13 protein-coding genes are annotated in these 16,284 nt (G+C 72.5%); 2 read left to right on the top strand and 11 right to left on the bottom strand.

The window, feature by feature from the left end; all coding sequences use genetic code 11:
* Position 1: 1 nt before the first annotated feature.
* From ACIPEP_RS03815 to ACIPEP_RS03785, 7 genes are all read right to left on the bottom strand, one after another.
* On the bottom strand, positions 2–1,405 hold the full coding sequence (locus ACIPEP_RS03815) for an LLM class flavin-dependent oxidoreductase (protein WP_071302694.1): 1,404 nt from the start codon (positions 1,403–1,405) through the stop codon (positions 2–4).
* A gap of 124 nt (positions 1,406–1,529) precedes the next feature.
* A complete protein-coding gene (gene sufU / locus ACIPEP_RS03810; RefSeq protein ID WP_092386206.1) occupies positions 1,530–1,979 on the bottom strand; it encodes a Fe-S cluster assembly sulfur transfer protein SufU in 450 nt (149 codons plus the stop codon).
* On the bottom strand, positions 1,976–3,268 hold the full coding sequence (locus tag ACIPEP_RS03805; RefSeq protein ID WP_071294586.1) for a SufS family cysteine desulfurase: 1,293 nt from the start codon (positions 3,266–3,268) through the stop codon (positions 1,976–1,978). Before ACIPEP_RS03805 ends, sufU begins: the two co-directional genes overlap by 4 nt.
* A 121-nt stretch (positions 3,269–3,389) precedes the next feature.
* The gene (locus ACIPEP_RS03800) at positions 3,390–3,602 is read right to left on the bottom strand and encodes an antitoxin (RefSeq protein ID WP_070418268.1); all 213 of its coding nucleotides are present in this window, start codon (positions 3,600–3,602) and stop codon (positions 3,390–3,392) included.
* 97 nt (positions 3,603–3,699) lie between these two features.
* Positions 3,700–4,992, bottom strand: a complete 1,293-nt coding sequence (locus ACIPEP_RS03795) for a chloride channel protein (RefSeq protein ID WP_402716545.1) — start codon at positions 4,990–4,992, stop codon at positions 3,700–3,702.
* 98 nt (positions 4,993–5,090) lie between these two features.
* Positions 5,091–7,373, bottom strand: coding sequence for an alpha-galactosidase (locus ACIPEP_RS03790; RefSeq protein WP_402716544.1), 2,283 nt, complete (start codon positions 7,371–7,373; stop codon positions 5,091–5,093).
* Between the two features lie 106 nt (positions 7,374–7,479).
* A complete protein-coding gene (locus tag ACIPEP_RS03785; RefSeq protein ID WP_070418265.1) occupies positions 7,480–8,463 on the bottom strand; it encodes a magnesium and cobalt transport protein CorA in 984 nt (327 codons plus the stop codon).
* Positions 8,464–8,652: 189 nt separating this feature from the next.
* On the opposite strand from ACIPEP_RS03785, the gene ACIPEP_RS03780 reads away from it, so the two are divergent.
* The gene (locus ACIPEP_RS03780; RefSeq protein ID WP_402716543.1) at positions 8,653–9,456 is read left to right on the top strand and encodes a tryptophan-rich sensory protein; all 804 of its coding nucleotides are present in this window, start codon (positions 8,653–8,655) and stop codon (positions 9,454–9,456) included.
* A 253-nt stretch (positions 9,457–9,709) separates the two neighbouring features.
* Here ACIPEP_RS03780 and ald read toward each other — a convergent pair whose 3' ends face one another.
* From ald to ACIPEP_RS03760, 4 genes are all read right to left on the bottom strand, one after another.
* Positions 9,710–10,810, bottom strand: coding sequence for an alanine dehydrogenase (gene ald, locus ACIPEP_RS03775; RefSeq protein WP_402716542.1), 1,101 nt, complete (start codon positions 10,808–10,810; stop codon positions 9,710–9,712).
* A gap of 120 nt (positions 10,811–10,930) precedes the next feature.
* Positions 10,931–12,319, bottom strand: a complete 1,389-nt coding sequence (locus ACIPEP_RS03770) for an FAD-binding oxidoreductase (protein WP_402716541.1) — start codon at positions 12,317–12,319, stop codon at positions 10,931–10,933.
* Positions 12,320–12,328: 9 nt separating this feature from the next.
* Positions 12,329–13,315 (bottom strand): helix-turn-helix domain-containing protein, encoded by a 987-nt coding sequence (locus ACIPEP_RS03765; RefSeq protein ID WP_402716540.1) that lies wholly within the window; start codon positions 13,313–13,315, stop codon positions 12,329–12,331.
* A 50-nt stretch (positions 13,316–13,365) separates the two neighbouring features.
* Positions 13,366–14,328: a sugar-binding transcriptional regulator gene (locus ACIPEP_RS03760; RefSeq protein WP_022905765.1), complete on the bottom strand. Its 963-nt coding sequence runs from the start codon at positions 14,326–14,328 to the stop codon at positions 13,366–13,368.
* A gap of 180 nt (positions 14,329–14,508) precedes the next feature.
* On the opposite strand from ACIPEP_RS03760, the gene ACIPEP_RS03755 reads away from it, so the two are divergent.
* The gene (locus ACIPEP_RS03755) at positions 14,509–16,251 is read left to right on the top strand and encodes a glycerol-3-phosphate dehydrogenase/oxidase (RefSeq protein WP_071294593.1); all 1,743 of its coding nucleotides are present in this window, start codon (positions 14,509–14,511) and stop codon (positions 16,249–16,251) included.
* Positions 16,252–16,284: the final 33 nt, after the last annotated feature.

Here is a 16,284-nt window from a genome sequence, read left to right as displayed (position 1 = left end):
TTCAGCGTACGGCTGCGGACTGCCCCACCCGGAACGACGCCCCGCGGTGCTCCGCCGGCAGCCGGTCACCGCGGCCGTGCAGCTTGTGCCGCAGCGATCCGGGCTCGTAGCCGTCGGGGTAGACGCCGCGGGCACGGAGCTCCGGCACGACGAACTCGATGACGTCCTCCCACGTCCCCGGGGTCACCGCGTAGGCGAGGTTGAACCCGTCGACGTCCGTCTGCTCCTGGATCTCGACGAGCCGGTCGGCGATGGTCGCCCCGCCGCCGACCGCGACCGGGCCGAGGCCGCCGATCGCCGTGTGCCGGGCGAGGTCCCGGATCGTCCACTTCGACCCGTCGGACCCGGTGGCCGCCGCGATGTTCGCCGCTGCGGACTGGATCGCGTTCGACTCGACGTCGCCGAGCGGCTCGTCGAGGTCCCACTGCGACAGGTCGACGCCCATCCAGCCGGAGTTCAGCACGAGCGCGCCGAGCTCCGAGGCGTAGGACAGGTAGTCCTCGTACTTGGCCTGGGCGAGCTCGTCGGTGGCGTCGGTGATGACGGTGAGCAACGTGTAGACGCGGGCGGCGTACCGGTCGCGACCAGCAGCCTCCAGGGCGTCACGGACCTTCCGGACGGTCGACGCGAGCTGCTCGACGGTCGGTGCGCCCACGAACACCGCCTCGGCGTTCTCGGCCGCGAACCGGATGCCGCGCGGCGAGGCCCCGGCCTGGTAGATCACGGGCGACCGCTGGACCGACGGCTCGGACAGGTGGATGCCCGGGACGTCGAAGTGCGTGCCGTGGTGCTCGATCGGGTGGACCTTCGCGGGGTCGGTGAAGACGCCGGTCTCGCGGTCCTCGACCACGGCGTCGTCCTCCCACGAGCCCTCCCACAGCTTGTAGAGGACCTCGAGGTACTCGTCGGCGACGTCGTACCGGTCGTCGTGCGAGAGCTGGTCGGTCTGCCCCATGTTCCGCGCGGCACTCGGCAGGTACCCGGTCACGACGTTCCAGCCGATGCGGCCCTTCGTGAGGTGGTCGAGCGTCGAGATGCGCCGGGCGAACGGGTACGGGTGCTCGTACGCGGTCCCCGCCGTGATCCCGAAGCCGAGGTGCTCGGTCACCGACGCCATCGCGGACACGAGCAGGATCGGGTCGTTCACGGGGACCTGCGACCCGGTGCGGAGCGCGGCCTCGTTCGAGTCGCCGTAGACGTCGTACGTCCCGAGCACGTCGGCGATGAAGATCCCGTCGAAGTTGCCCCGCTCGAGCAGCTGCGCGAGGTCGGTCCAGTACGACAGGTCGTTGTAGTGCCGGGACCGGTCCCGCGGGTGCCGCCAGAGCCCGGAGGACTGGTGCGCCACGCAGTTCATGTCGAAGGCGTTGAACCGGATCTGTCGGTGCTCGCTGCTCGTGCTCACGGGCGTGACGGTACGTGCCGTCCCAGGGCGGGCGGCGGAAGGTGACGAACCATGACGTGGGACTGCGGGCCTGGAGGGACGGTGCGGGCCCGCACCGTGCCTCCTGGACCGCAGATCGGTCGCGTCAGGAGCGCGTGGTCGCCTCGCGCGCGGCGGCCTCGGCCGCGACCCACGCGAGCATCCCGCACTTGACCCGCATGACGAACTTCGAGACGCCGTGGAACGCGACGAGGTCCTCGAGCACGTCCTCGTCGGGCTCGCCGGCACCGCGGGACCGCATCATCGTGCGGAACTCCTCGGTGAGCGCGAGCAGCTCGGGCACCGTGCGACCGACCGCCATGTCCGTGAGGACCGACGCCGACGCCATCGAGATCGAGCAGCCGTCGCCCTGCCACGCGAGACCGGCGATGCGGTCCGTGCCGGGCTCGAGGCGCACGCGGACGGTGATCTCGTCGCCGCAGGTGGGGTTGCGCTCGAAGTGCTCGGCGTCGGCGTCGGGCAGCTCGCCGTCGCCGTGCCGGGCCTTCGCGTGGTCGAGGATGACCTGCTGGTAGAGGGAGTCGAGGGCGCTCATGCGGTCGCTCCGAAGTAGCCGCGGACCTCGCCGACGGCCGTGAGGAACCGGTCGACGTCCTGCTCGGTCGTGTAGACGTACGTGCTCGCACGGCTGGTGGCGACGAGGCCGAGCCGACGGTGCAGCGGTTGGGCGCAGTGGTGGCCGGAGCGCACCGCGATGCCCTGCGCGTCGAGGTACTGCGAGACGTCGTGGGCGTGCACACCGTCGACGTCGAACGACACGAGACCGGACCGCGGCACGCCGGCGGGCGGACCGACGACGTGGATGCCCGGGATCGCGGCGAGTCCGGTGAGCATGCGCTCGGCCAGGTGCTCCTCGTGCGCACGGACCCGCTCCATGCCGATGCCCTGCAGGTAGCGGACCGCCTCGGCGAGCGCCACGGCCTGCGACACGGGCTGGGTGCCGGCCTCGAACCGCTCGGGTGCCGGCATGAAGTCGGTGTGCTCCATCGTCACCGTGGTGATCATCGATCCGCCGGTCCGGAACGGGGGCAGGGCGTCGAGCAGCTCGTGCCGGCCCCAGAGCACGCCGATGCCGTTCGGCCCGAGCATCTTGTGCCCGGAGAACGCCGCGAAGTCGACGCCGAGCGCCTGCACGTCGAGCGGCCGGTGCGGTGCGGACTGGCAGGCGTCGAGGACGACGAGGGCACCGTGCGCGTGGGCGGCCGCGACGACGGCGGACACCGGGGCGACCATGCCGGTGACGTTCGAGACGTGGGCGAAGGCGACGACCTTCGTGCGGTCGGAGACCAGGGCGACGGCGTCCTCGGCCGTCCAGGTGCCGTCGTCCGCGACGGGGACCCAGCGGAGCGTCGCACCGGTCAGCGCGGCGAGCTCCTGCCACGGGACGAGGTTGGCGTGGTGCTCGGCCTCGGTGACGAGGACCTCGTCGCCGGGTCCGATGCGGAAGCGCTCGGCGTCCGGTCCCCCACGGCCGCGGCTGGCGTTCGCGATGCCGTACGCCACGAGGTTGAGGGCGTCGGTGGCGTTCGCGGTCCACACGACCTCGGACGGTGACGCCGCCCCGACGAACCCGGCGACGGTGGCCCGGGCGTCCTCGTACGCGTCGGTGCTCAGCGCGGCGAGGGTGTGCGCACCACGGTGCACGGCGGCGTTGTCGTGCTCGAGGAAGCGTCGCTCGGCGTCGAGCACCTGGCGGGGTCGTTCGGCGGTGGCCCCGGAGTCGAGGTAGGCGAGGGGGAACCCGTTCACCTCCTGCTGGAGGATCGGGAAGTCCCGTTTGATCGCCTCGACCTCGGACTCGGTGAGCGGTTGGTTGGGCGCCACGACAGTCACCAGACAATGGTGGTCTGCTCGCGGCCCGGAGTCCAGTCGGACGGGTACCGCTGACGGCGAACGGCCCCGGACACGTGGTCCGGGGCCGTCCGTACGGTGCGCGGGAACCGCGTCACTCGTTGCCGATCTGCTTGTCCGCCGCGTCACGGGCGCCGTCGATCTTGTCGTCGTACTTGCCACCCGTGGCCTTCTTGACCGCGTCGGCGACACCGCCGAGCACCTTGTCGCTGATGTCCTCGGCCTTCTCGCTCTTCAGGGCGTCCTGGACCTTGTTGTCCTGCAGGAAGTCCTGGGCCTTCTTCGTGATGTCGTCGAACCCCGCCATCGGTTGCTCCTCGTCGCCGGTACGGAGCCCGGTGCCCCGTCGTGCGGCCGATCGTAGGCCCGTGGCCCGTCGGGTGTGCCGGATCGTGACGAAGTGTTCACACCATCTGCGCGCTGCGTCGACGGGCGAGCACGTAGCCGACGGCGACCGACCCGGACACCGCCAGGAGCGAGGGGATGAGGATGTCGGTCCCCTGCTGGGTGAACTCGACGACGAGCACGAGGGCCGTGAAGGGCGCCCGCATCGTCGTCGCGAGGAAGGCCGCGGCGCCGATGAACGCGAACGCCGTGAGGCTCGGCCCGTCGGTCGGCCAGAGCAGCAGCCAGAGGCCACCGAGTCCACCGCCGACCGCGGAGCCGATCGCGATCGACGGGGTGAGCGTGCCGCCGACGGCCCCGGCACCGATCGTGGCCGAGGTCGTGATCGTGCGGATGACCCCGAGCGCGAGCAGGAACAGGATCGGCGAGAGCCCGGCGACGGAGCCGTCCTCGAGCGAGGTGTTCATCGCGAGGACGCCGAGCGCCCGCCCGTTGCCGAGGATCTCGGGGAAGGGCACGGCGATGAGTCCGACCATGGCGAAGACGACCGGCAGCACGACGATGAGCCGCCATCCCTTCGGCGCGAGGCCCTGCAGCCGGTTCGTGAGCTTCACGAAGCCGACGCCCGCGAACCCGAGGACCGGCCCGACGATCACCGCCCAGACGAGCAGCGACGGCGAGAGGTGCATCGCCGGCACGTGGTAGAGCACTTCGTCCGGGATCACGAGGCGTGCCACGAACGCCGCGACCGCGCTCGTCGCGAAGGCCGGCAGCGCGGTCGCGAAGGTGAGCTCGCCGAGCAGCACCTCGACCGCGAACAGGGCGCCCCCGAGCGGGACGTCGTAGACCGCGGCGAGGCCGGCGGCGGCTCCGCAGGCGACGAGGATCTTCGTCTCGCGAGCGGTCAGCCCGGCCCGTGCCGTCACGAGCTGGGACAGCCACGCCCCGATCTCGCGCGGCGCCACTTCCTTGCCGATCGAGGCGCCCAGCCCCACGGCCAGGATCTGCACGCCCGCGTTCGCCACCGTCGCGAGGGCGGGCATCCGCTTCCCGCCGACGGCCGCGGGCACGGAGACGACCGGGCGGCCCCAGCGTCGGAGCGCCCACCAGGCGACGCCGGTCAGGAGGCCGGCGGCGACGAGGGCGAGGAAGCGGTTCAGGGCACTCGGTGCGTCTGCGGCCTCGAGGTGGCCGCCGAACGGGTACCCGAACGCGACGAACTGGATGAGCTGCAGCGCGAGCCACACCGAGATGCCGGCGATGCCGCCTGCCACCCCCACCAGTCCGGTGACGACCGCGAGCTTGAGTGCCCAGACCGGGGTCGCACGTGTCGCGTGTCCAGGGTGCGGCATGACCGGAAGCCTAGCGGCACGTCGGCACCGCCCCCGCGACCGGGCGGACGCTGCCGGGCCGAGCCGCGCCTCCTGGGCGGTGGCCGCACCCGCTGCAGTCAGACGGCCGTGAGCCGGTACGGCACCACGCAGTCGGCCGGTACGAGCGGCGGCTGCAGGCCGACCGTCTCGAGCGCGCGCCCACGGAACACCCGGTCCCCCGACCACCACGGGGGCGGCACGATGCCGTGCCCGTCGCCGACCACGACCGGGTCGACCCGGTACGCGGTGTCCGGGTCGAGGTCGCGGAAGGTGACGCGGCCGGTACCCGACACCTCGGACCGGCCGGTGCTGACGAAGAAGAACAGCGCCTGCCGCTTGTCGGCGGCGACCGTGCCGGACACGAGCCGGGTCTCGTCGACCTCGTCGACGCGCACGAGGTCGCCGCCGTGCAGCAGCCCCCGCCACTCCTTGTGGAGCGCGATCCACTCGGCGAGCGCGGTCTCCTCGGCGTCCGACGCCTGCGCGAGGTCCCACTCGATGCCGAAGTGCCCGACGATCGCGGTCCCGGCACGGAACGCCAGGTCGTGCACCCGGCCGGTCGTGTGGTTCCGGCCGCTCGCGACGTGGGAGCCGAGCAGCTCCGGGGGCAGGAGCTGCTGCGTCCACCGGTGCATCTGCTGCCGCTCGAGCGGATCGATGTCGTCCGACACCCAGACGCGGTCGGTGTGCTCGATCACGCCGAGGTCGACGCGGGCGCCACCCGACGAGCACGACTCGATCTCGAGTGCCGGGAACCGCTCCTTCAGCGTCGCCATGAGCCGGTACGCCGCCAGGGTCTGCTCGTGGACCGCTGCGCCGCCGCCGGGGTGGCCCGCCTCGACGAGGTCGCGGTTGTGGTCCCACTTGACGTAGTCGACGCCGTACTCGCCGATGACCGCGGTCATGCGCTCGAGCAGGTACGCGAACGCCCCGGGGATCGCGAGGTTCAGCACCTGCTGGTCCCGGGACCGCACCGGCAGGCGACCGTCCGCCTGCAGGATCCACTCCGGGTGGGCTCGGGCGAGGTCGCTGTCCTCGTTGACCATCTCGGGCTCGAACCACAGGCCGAACTGCATGCCGAGCGCCCGCACCCGGTCGACGATCGGACCGAGGCCGTCCGGCCAGACGCCCTCGTCCACGTACCAGTCGCCGAGGCCCGCGTGGTCGTCACGACGGTGCCGGAACCACCCGTCGTCGAGCACGTACCGCTCGACCCCGAGCCGTGCGGCGCGCTCGGCCAGATCGGTCAGCCGGGCGAGGTCGTGGTCGAAGTAGACCGCCTCCCAGACGTTGAGCGTCACCGGGCGGGGCGTCCTCGGGTGCTGCGGGCGGCTGCGGAGCCACCGGTGGAAGCGGCGGGCCTGGTCGTCGAGGCCGTCCCCGTACGCGGCGTACACCCACGGTCCCTCGTAGCTGTCCCCGGTGCCGAGGCGCACCTCGCCGGGGAGCAGGAGTTCGCCGCCCCCGACGACCTGGCGGCCGGTGGCGAGGCGTTCCGCGAGGTGCCTGTGGTTGCCGCTCCACGCCGTGTGCACGCCCCAGACCTCGCCGTGGGCGAACCCGAACCCGGGGACGCCGACGCTCAGGACCGTGGCGGCGTCGGCGCCCGTCCGACCCTTCCGGCCCTCGCGCTCGTGGGTGCCGACGACGAGCTCGCGGCGCTGCGGGGTGCGTTCCTTGCCCCAGCGGCCGGCGAAGTCGAGGACCTCGCGGGCGGGCGACGGGACCGGGAGGGCCAGGGTGAGGTCGTCGACGGTGTAGGTGCCGGCGGCCGTGTTGGTGACGGCGGCGCGGGTGCGGACGAGGCCGGAGGGGAGCATCTCGACGGTGAGGCGGAGGGCGAGGCCGGCGGTGGCGTCCGCGGCGTGGGCGGTGACGGAGGCGGGGGCGGGGGCGGGGGCGGGGGCGGGGGTGCCCGCGGTGCCGGTGCGGGGGCCCGCGGCGTCGGCGGCGCCGGCGGTGTCGGTGCGGGCGCCCGCGATGTCCGCGGCGCCGGCGGTGTCGGCGGTGCCCGCGGTGTCGGCGGTGTCGGCGGTGCCCGCGGTGTCGGCGGCGCCGGTCACCTCGAGCTCGGTGACCGTGAACGCCGGGGACCAGTCGCGCCCGTCCCGGTGCCCGGACAGCCCCGGTCGCCCGGTCCACCCCCGGTGCGGCTCGGGCAGGATCGCCAGCCGGACCGGCACGTCCGCCTCGTTCGGCGCGACCGGCGCCACATCTGCTTCGGCCAGGGCGGCCAGCTCCGCGTCGTCGAGCGGACCGAGCGCCGCGCCCCAGTGCACCACCGCGGGCAGGGCACGGTCGCGGCAGTCGAGGACGAGGGAGACGCCCCCGGCGGTCAGGTGGACGAGGTCGTGCGGCATGAGTGCTCCAGTCGGCGACGATGACGGCTCGACGAGTCTCGCGCTCTGGGAGCGCTCCCAGCAAGTCGACGCGCGCACGGCGTGTGCGGATGCACACCGATCCGGGTCAGAACCAGCGCTTGACCTTGAACACCACCCACAGGACCGCGGCGAACGCCACCATCGCGACGATCGCCAGCGGGTACCCCCACGTCCAGGAGAGCTCGGGCATGTGCGTGAAGTTCATGCCGTAGATCGCCGCGATGAGCGTCGGGGCGAAGAGGATCGCCGCCCAGCCCGAGATCTTCTTCGTGTCGTCGTTCTGCTTCTGCGCCGCCAGGGTCGAGTCGACCGTCAGCGCGTTCTGCAGCAGCTGCCGGAACGTGTCCAGGCGCTCCACCGTACGGATCGCGTGGTCGAGCACGTCGCGGAACCGGCGCTGCATCTCCACCGGGAGGTGGTACTTCTCCGCCCCGCGGTGCAGGTTCTCGATGATGTGGATGAGCGGTCGGGCCGCGCGCTGGAAGTCCACGACCTCGCCGAACAGCTCGTAGATGCGACGGGAGACCCCGGCCTCACCCGCGAAGAGCTGGTCCTCGATCTGGTTGATGTCCTCCTCGAGGCCGTCGATCACCGGCACGTACCCGTCGACGATCGAGTCCATCAGCGCCCAGAGCTGCGCCTGCGGGCCCACCGTCACGAGCCCCGGCTTGCCGCTCATCCGCTGGAGTGCCCGCGGGACGGTCTGCTTGCCACGGGGGTCGGCCTTCACGACCACGAGGAAGAAGTCCTCCCCGACGAAGGCGTGCACCTCGCCGAACGCGACCTCCTCCTGCTGGTCGTTGTACAGCGCGGGCTTGAGGACGACGAAGAGCGTCGAGCCGTAGCGCTCGAGCTTCGGCCGCTGGTGCCCCTCGGCGGAGTCCTCGACCGCGAGTTCGTGCAGGCCGAGCGCGACCGCGACGTCGCCGAGCTCCTCGGCGTCGGGCTGGTGGAGCACGATGCACGCGCTCGCTCCCTGGTCCTCGAGCATGCGGAAGGTGTCGTCGAGCGAGGGACTCGGGATCGGGGCGATCCGGTCGACGTAGACGGTGTTCAGTTCGACAGACACGTCACCACCGTACGCAGGGCGAGCGTGCGGGGGTCGGACGCGACCGACGTGCGGGCCAGGAGGCGCGGGTCGGGCCCGCACCGCGCCTCCAGTCCGGCCCGTCCCCCGTCTGCTGGACGTGCGCTGCGCGCCGGGCCCGGCCACGCGCCTACGGTGCAGGTCATCAGCATGCTGACGAAAGGGGCTGACATGAAGAGGATCTGGAAGCGGATCGCAGTCGCGGTGAGCGCGGTGGTCGCGGTGGTCGGCGCGTTCGTCGGCTCGGGAGCTGCCGGCGGGACGCCGATCCAGGACGCTGCCGGCGGAGCACTCTCGGCCTCGTCGACGGCGATCGCGCCGGACGGGCCGGCGTTCTCGATCTGGAGCGTCATCTACGTCGGGCTGCTCGCCTACGCGATCCGCCAGTGCTTCCGCACCGCCGACGACGACCGGCACGCGCGGCTGACGGTGCCGGCGGTGCTCTCGCTCCTGCTCAACGCGGCGTGGATCCTGAGCGTGCAGTTCGGGTTCCTGTGGTTGAGCGAGCCGATCATCGTCGCGCTGCTCGCCGTGCTGGTGTGGACGTTCGTGCTGCTGCGGCGGTCGAAGCCCTCCGGGATCGTGGAGGCGATCGTCACCGACGGCACGTTCGGGCTCTACCTGGGGTGGGTGTGCGTCGCGACGGCGGCGAACACGGCCGCGGTGCTGACGGCCGCGGGCTTCCGGGGCTTCGGGCTGTCGCTGGACGTCTGGGGCGTGGTGATCGCGCTCGTGGCCGGGCTCGTCGGGGTGCTCCTCGCGGTGTGGGGCCGGGGGCGCTTGGCGCCGACGGCGTCGCTCGCGTGGGGGTTGGCGTGGGTCGCGGTCGCTCGGCTCGACGGGCCGCTCGTGTCGACGCCGACCGCCGTCGCGGCGGTGGTGGCCGCGGCTACGGCGGTCGTCGTGACGCTCGTGGTGCGGGCTCGCGCGGGGTGGCGCGGCGCGGCTGCGCCGGCGCGCGTCGCGGCCGCCTGAGCGCGCGCGGGGCTGCGGCCCGTCCCGACGTTTCGCGCTGAGCGACAGTTCACGGCCCGCGGGCCGCGTGAACTGTCGCTCAGCGCGAAAGTGCGCGCCCACGCGCGGCACACGGGCGGCAGCCGAGACTCGGCTGCGCGGACACCTTCGCGGGCTGGGCGCCGCGAAACCGTCCGTCGGGCCGAGTCTCGGCGAAGCGCCGCGGCCCGGCCGCGCGCGGCGCCGCGGCGTGCGGCCGCGCGCGCGCCCGCGCTCAGCGCGCGGCGGCCGCCAGGCCGTGCGCCGCCGCCACGGCGGCGTTCACGACCTGCCCCGCGTGCACGTTCACCCCGAGCGCCAGGGCCGGGTCGGCAGCGGTCGCCGCCCCCCACCCCTGGTTCGCGATCGCCACGGCGTAGGGCAGCGTCGCGTTCGTCAGCGAGATCGTCGAGGTGCGCGGCACCGCTCCCGGCATGTTCGCCACGCAGTAGAAGACGGTGTCGTGCACGGCGAACGTCGGGTCGTCGTGCGTGGTCGGGTGCGAGCCCTCGAAGCACCCGCCCTGGTCGATCGCGATGTCGACGAGCACCGACCCGGGCTGCATGTCCGCCACCATGGCGTCGGTCACGAGCTTCGGCGCCGATGCCCCGGGGATGAGCACCGACCCGATGACGAGGTCGGCCTCGCGCAGGGCCGAGGCGATCGCGTGCGCCGAGGACCGCAGCGTCGTGATGCGTCCGTCGAACCGGGCATCCAGCGCACGCAGGCGCGGCAGGCTGATGTCGAACACGGTGACCTCGGCGCCGACGCCGAGCGCCATCGTCGCCGCGTGCTCGCCCGCGACCCCGCCGCCGATCACGACGACGCGGCCCTTCGGGGTGCCGGGCACGCCGCCGAGCAGGAGCCCGCGCCCGCCGTTCGCCCGCATCAGGTGGTTCGCGCCGACCTGCGCCGACAACCGCCCGGCGATCTCGGACATCGGTGACAGCAGGGGCAGCGACCGGTCCGGCAGCTGCACGGTCTCGTACGCGATGGCCGTCGCCCCGGACTCGACGAGCGCGTCGGTCAGCGGCCGGTCCGCGGCGAGGTGCAGGTAGGTGAACAGGACCTGCCCTGGTCGGATCGAGGCGTACTCGGCGGCGACCGGCTCCTTGACCTTCAGGATCATCTCGGCGCGCGCCCAGACCTCGGCGGCCGTCGGGACGATGGTGGCCCCGGCCGCGGCGTACTCGGCGTCCGGGAAGGACGACCCGTCACCGGCTCCGGACTGCACGAGCACCTCGTGTCCGTGCAGCGCCAGCTCGGCGACACCGGCGGGTGTCGCGGCGACGCGGAACTCGTTGTTCTTGACTTCGGTTGGGACGCCGATCAGCATCACTGACTCCTTCGTGGGCGGTGCGCGTTCGACACCCACGATGCGCCGAGGTTCGTTACAGGACTGTTTCGGCCGAACATCTGAGCAATGTGGCCTGGTTCCGTGTGCCGAGATTCGGCGTCAGAACACCTTGCCCGGGTTGAGGATCCCCGCGGGGTCGAACACCCGTCGGATCCCCCGCTGCAGCTCGAGCACGTCGTCACCGAGCTCGTCGCCGATCCACCGCCGCTTGAGCACCCCCACGCCGTGCTCCCCCGTCAGCGTCCCGCCGAGCTCGATCGCCGCCCGGAACATCGCGTCGGCCGCGTCCCACACGTGCTGCGGCACCTCGTCGCCCTCGAACACGAAGTTCGGGTGCAGGTTGCCGTCCCCGGCGTGCGCCACCGTGGGGATCGCGATGCCGTACTGCTCCCCGATGGCCTCGACGCGCGCGAACATCTCGGCGAGCCGACTGCGCGGCACCGCGACGTCCTCGATGAGGACCCGGCCACGCGCCTCCATGGCCGGGTGGAACGACCGACGGATCGTCAGCAGGCGGTCGCGTTCCGCCGCCGACCCGGCCAGGTGCACGGTCCCGCCCTCGGCCTGGAGGCGCGGCACGGCACCCAGCGCCGCCTCCGTCGCACCCGGCCCGTCGTACTCCACGAGGAGGAACACCCCGCCCGCCGCGGTGCTCCCCACCGTCTCGGCGATCACCTGCGGCCCGAGGTGGGCCGCGATCCCCTCGAGTGCGGCGGCGTCGAGCAGCTCGACCGTCGACGGACGCTCCGCCCCGGCGACGACGGACGCCGCGGCGCGGGCGGCGGCCTCGACGGTCGGGTACACGGCGCCGAGGGTGGCCGGCTCCCCCGCCGGGATCGGCACGAGCCGGACGGTCGCGCCGACGATCACCCCGAGCGTGCCCTCCGACCCGACGAGCAGCGCCGTGAGGTCGAGGCCGGTGACGCCCTTGACGGTGCGGTGCCCGGTGGCGACGAGCCGCCCGTCCGCGAGGACGACGTCGAGGCCGAGCACCGCTTCTCTGGTGACGCCGTACTTCACGCACCGCAGGCCGCCGGCGTTCGTGGCGATGTTCCCGCCGACGCTCGCGATGGCCGCACTCGCCGGGTCCGGCGCGAACCGCAGGCCGTGTTCGGCGACGGCCGCGTTCAGGTCGCCGTTCAGCACGCCGGGCTCCACCACCGCGTACTCGTCCTCCGTCGAGACCGAGACGATGCGGTGCATGCGCGCCACGCTCAGGACGACGGTGCCCTCGGTGCCGTTCGCCCCGCCTGCGAGCCCGGTACCGGCGCCACGCGGGACGACCGGGACGCCGAGCCCGGAGCACGTCCGGAGGGTCGCCTGCACGTGCTCGACCGTCCGGGCCTCGACCACGGCGACGGGCCCACCCGGGGCGATCCAGCCGGACTTGTCCGTCCGTGCCGCGTCGAGCACACCGCGCTCCGTCCGGACGACCACGCCGTCCGGGTCGGCGAGCGCGGAACGGAGAGCGGTGACGACGGTGTCCATCCCGCCACGCTACCGAGCGCGGAGGGACTCGCTCGGCAGTTCCCCGAACCGTGCCCGGTACGTGGCCGAGAAGCGCCCGAGGTGCCCGAAGCCCCACGCCCTGGCGATGTCGGCCACCGAGGTGTCGTCACGGTCGCCACGAAGCAGGTCGGCACGGGCACCGTCGAGCCGGACGCCGCGGAGCAGGTCGCCCGGCGTCTGGTCGAGGTGCCGACGGAGGGACTGCTGCAGACCGCGCGGGCTGAGCCCCGCCGCCGCGGCGATCTCCGGCGTCCCGATCGCTTCGCGCGCGTGCTCGTGGACGTACTCGAGCGCACGCCGGACCCGCTCGTGCTCGGGCCCGCTGCCGGTGACCGTCGTGCGCCAGCGGCTCCGCTCGGGGAAGGCCGCGACCGCCGCGGTGGCGAACGCCTCGGCGATGTCACGCCGGGCGACCGCGGTGAGCTCGTGCCCGACGTCCAGCCAGGTCGACGAGTACGCCCGCACGACCGACTGCCACGCCCGCATGCCGTCGGCGGTCGGGCGGCGGAGCGCTTCGAACGCGAAGTCGTCCTCGCCGACGACCGAGCGGAGGAACCCCGCGTCGAGGTGCACGAGGTTGAGGCCGATGTCGCGGTGGTGCAGTTCGTACGTGTCGGCGAAGGGCAGCACGACCGGGACGCCCGGTTCGAGCTCGACGCTCGTGCCGCCGTACGTGATCGTGCTCGACCCGCTGCGCATCCAGGCGATCAGGAACGCGTCGTCGACACGGCTGTCGCTCCGCAGGTCGACCAGGAAGCGCGAGGACCGGAGCGACAACAGCTCGTCGCCCACGCCGGCGAAGTCCCAGCGGGTGTCGCGGTGGGTCCGCCGGACCGCGGGCGAGCGGAAGTCGTAGTCCCCGGTGAAGAAGGCGAGCGCCTGGTCGACGTCGGTGCCCGCGATCCGCCGCGAGTACCGCGTGTCCCCGACGCTGCTGGCGCCACCGGAGTGGCGGGTGTCCATCGTGGCAACCATGGTCGAGAACCTACGGGACACCACCGACAATCGGGACCGAACCCCCGGGGTCAGGGCTGCAGGATCGCCTGCCCGACGCTCTCGTCGAGGATGAGGTCGGTGATCAACCCGGCGGCGAGGGCACCCTTCAGCGACGCGGCCTTCGAGCGTCCGGCCACGACGCAGACCCGGCGCGGCGCACGCTTGATCGTGTCGAGGTCCGGAGCCCCGGCTCGGGCGTTCACCCCGATGTCCTTCCACGAGCCGTCCGCGCGGTAGAACACCGTCGAGACGTCACCGACGACCTGGGCCTTGGTCAGCTCGTCGCGGTCGGACGGGTCGAGGTACCCGCCGGAGTACACGTGCGAGGGCACCGGGGCCTGGGGCGCTCCGACACCGAAGACGACGAGGTCCATGCGCTCGTGCAGGTCGAGCACCCGGCGGATCGAACGCTCCCGGAAGAGCGCCTGCTTCGTGGCCGGGTCGTCGAAGAACGCCGGGACCGGGAACTGCTGCACGAACGCGCCGTACGCCTCGCCGAACCGCCGCAGGATCTCGGACGCGTAGACGATGCCCGTCGTCCGGGTGTTCGCGGCGCCGTTGATCTGCACCACCGTGGAGCCGTGCGTGGTCTTCGGCACGAGGTAGCGGCTCACCGCGCTGACGGTCGAGCCCCACGAGATCCCGATCACCATGTTCGACTCGACGTACTGCGTCAGGATGCGCGCAGCGGACAGCGCGACGCGTTCGAGTCGGTCGACGTCGCTCGTGTGGTCCGGCACCGGCACGACGTGCGCGTGCACCCCGAAGCGCGATCGGATGCTCCGGCTGAGCGCCGCGGCCTGGTCGAGGGGCGAGCGGATCTGGATGTCGACGAGTCCGGTGTCCCGCGCGTACTTCAGCAGGCGGGAGACCGACGACCGCGAGGTGCCGAGCTCGTCGGCGATCGCGTCCATCGTCAGGTCCTGCAGGTAGTACAGATGCGCGGCGCGCAGCGCCTGCTGCGTGCGCATGGGCTGCGCTGCGTCACTCATGGGAACCGAGCATGCACGGACGTGCACGGCCTCTGCAACCCCTGTCGTGCCTCCCGACCCTCGATCGGCCCGTCCGGACACGTGTGCTGCACGTTCGTGCACGCGAGTTGCCCGCCTTCTCACGGAGGCGCACGATCGATGTCGAACCACCACGGAACCCACGAAGGAAGCGACGCAGCAATGTCGAAGAAGACGCAGCCCCGGAACACGGTGAACGCGCTCACGGAGCGCCCGAACGCACAGGTCCTCGTGGTCGGTGGCGGCATCAACGGCATCGCCACCTTCCGCGACCTCGCCCTGCAGGGGGTCGACGTGGCCCTCGTCGAGCGCGGTGACTACGCCTCGGGCGCGTCCGCCGCGTCGAGCCACATGATCCACGGCGGCATCCGGTACCTCGAGAACGGCGAGTTCCGCCTCGTCCGCGAGAGCGTGCAGGAGCGCAACGGCCTCATCCGCATCGCCCCGCACTACGTCAAGCCGCTGCAGACCACGATGCCGATCTTCTCGACCTTCTCGGGCATCATGAACGCCCCGCTGCGGATGCTCACGCACAAGCAGCGCTCGACGAAGGAGCGCGGTGCCGCGCTCATCAAGATCGGCATGACGATCTACGACTCCTTCTCGCGCGACGGCGGTTCGGTCCCGAAGCACCGCTTCCTCACGAAGAAGGCCGCACTCGCGGACATGCCGGCGCTCAACAAGGACCTCAAGTACACGGGCACCTACTACGACGCCTCGGTGCACGAGCCGGAGCGCCTCGCGCTCGACGTGCTCAAGGACGGCCTCGCCGCGGGGACGGGCGAGGGCTCGGCGTCGACCGCCCGTGCGGTGAACTACGTCGAGGCCGCCGGGACCCGCGACGGTGGCGTCCTGCTCCGCGACCGTGAGACCGGCGAGGAGTTCGTCTTCACGGCGGACGTCGTCGTGAACGCGTCCGGCCCCTGGACCGACCTCACGAACCAGGCGTTCGGCGGCGAGACGAAGTTCATGGGCGGCACGAAGGGCTCCCACATCGTCGTCGACAACCCCGAGCTGCTCGAGGCGACGAAGGGCCGCGAGCTGTTCTTCGAGAACAACGACGGCCGCATCGTGCTCATCTACCCGCTCAAGGGCCGGGTGCTCATCGGCACGACGGACATCGACGCCGACCCGGCGAAGCCCGTCACCACCACCGACGAGGAGATCGACTACTTCTTCGGCCTGGTGGAGCACGTCTTCCCGCAGATCGCGCTCACCCGTGACCACATCGTCTACAGCTACTCCGGCATCCGCCCGCTCCCCCGGCACGAGGACACCGCCCCCGGCTTCGTCTCGCGTGACTACCGGATCGTGGACACCCCGATCGCCGGGCTGCCGCGGACCACGGTGCTGTCGCTCGTCGGCGGCAAGTGGACCACGTTCCGCGCCCTCGCCGCGCACCTCTCCACCGACGTCACGACGAAGCTCGGCATCACCCGGACGGTCGACACGACCGGCATGGCGATCGGCGGCGGCAAGGACTTCCCGACCACGGACGCCCAGCGCGCCCTCTGGATCAAGTCGCACCGCGACGGTCTCGACGCGTCCGTCGTCGAGGGGCTGCTCGAGCGCTACGGCACCCGTGCCGCCGAGGTCGTCGACGTCCTGGTCGACGGACCGGTCGAGCCCCTCGAGTCGGACCCGGCGCTGACCCGCGCCGAGGTCGCGTACTTCGCGGAGCACGAGCAGGCCGTGCACCTGGTCGACGTGGTGCTGCGCCGCACGAACCTCGCGTTCGTCGGCGGCGTCACGATCGACCTGCTCGACGAGCTGGCCGACGTGCTCGCCGGGTCGCTCGGCTGGACGCCCGAGGAGCGTGCGGACGAGGTCCAGCAGACACTCGACGTCCTGCGCGAAGCGCACCGGGTGATCGTGCCGCTGACGTCCGCCTCGCAGCTCGCGTAGTCCACGCGACCGACCACGGACGGGAGGCGCGGT

This window comes from Curtobacterium sp. NPDC087082 (assembly GCF_044745045.1).
Lineage (GTDB): Bacteria > Actinomycetota > Actinomycetes > Actinomycetales > Microbacteriaceae > Curtobacterium.
The sequence above is the reverse complement of the archived record's forward strand: the minus strand, read 5'-3'. Positions and strand labels throughout refer to the sequence as shown.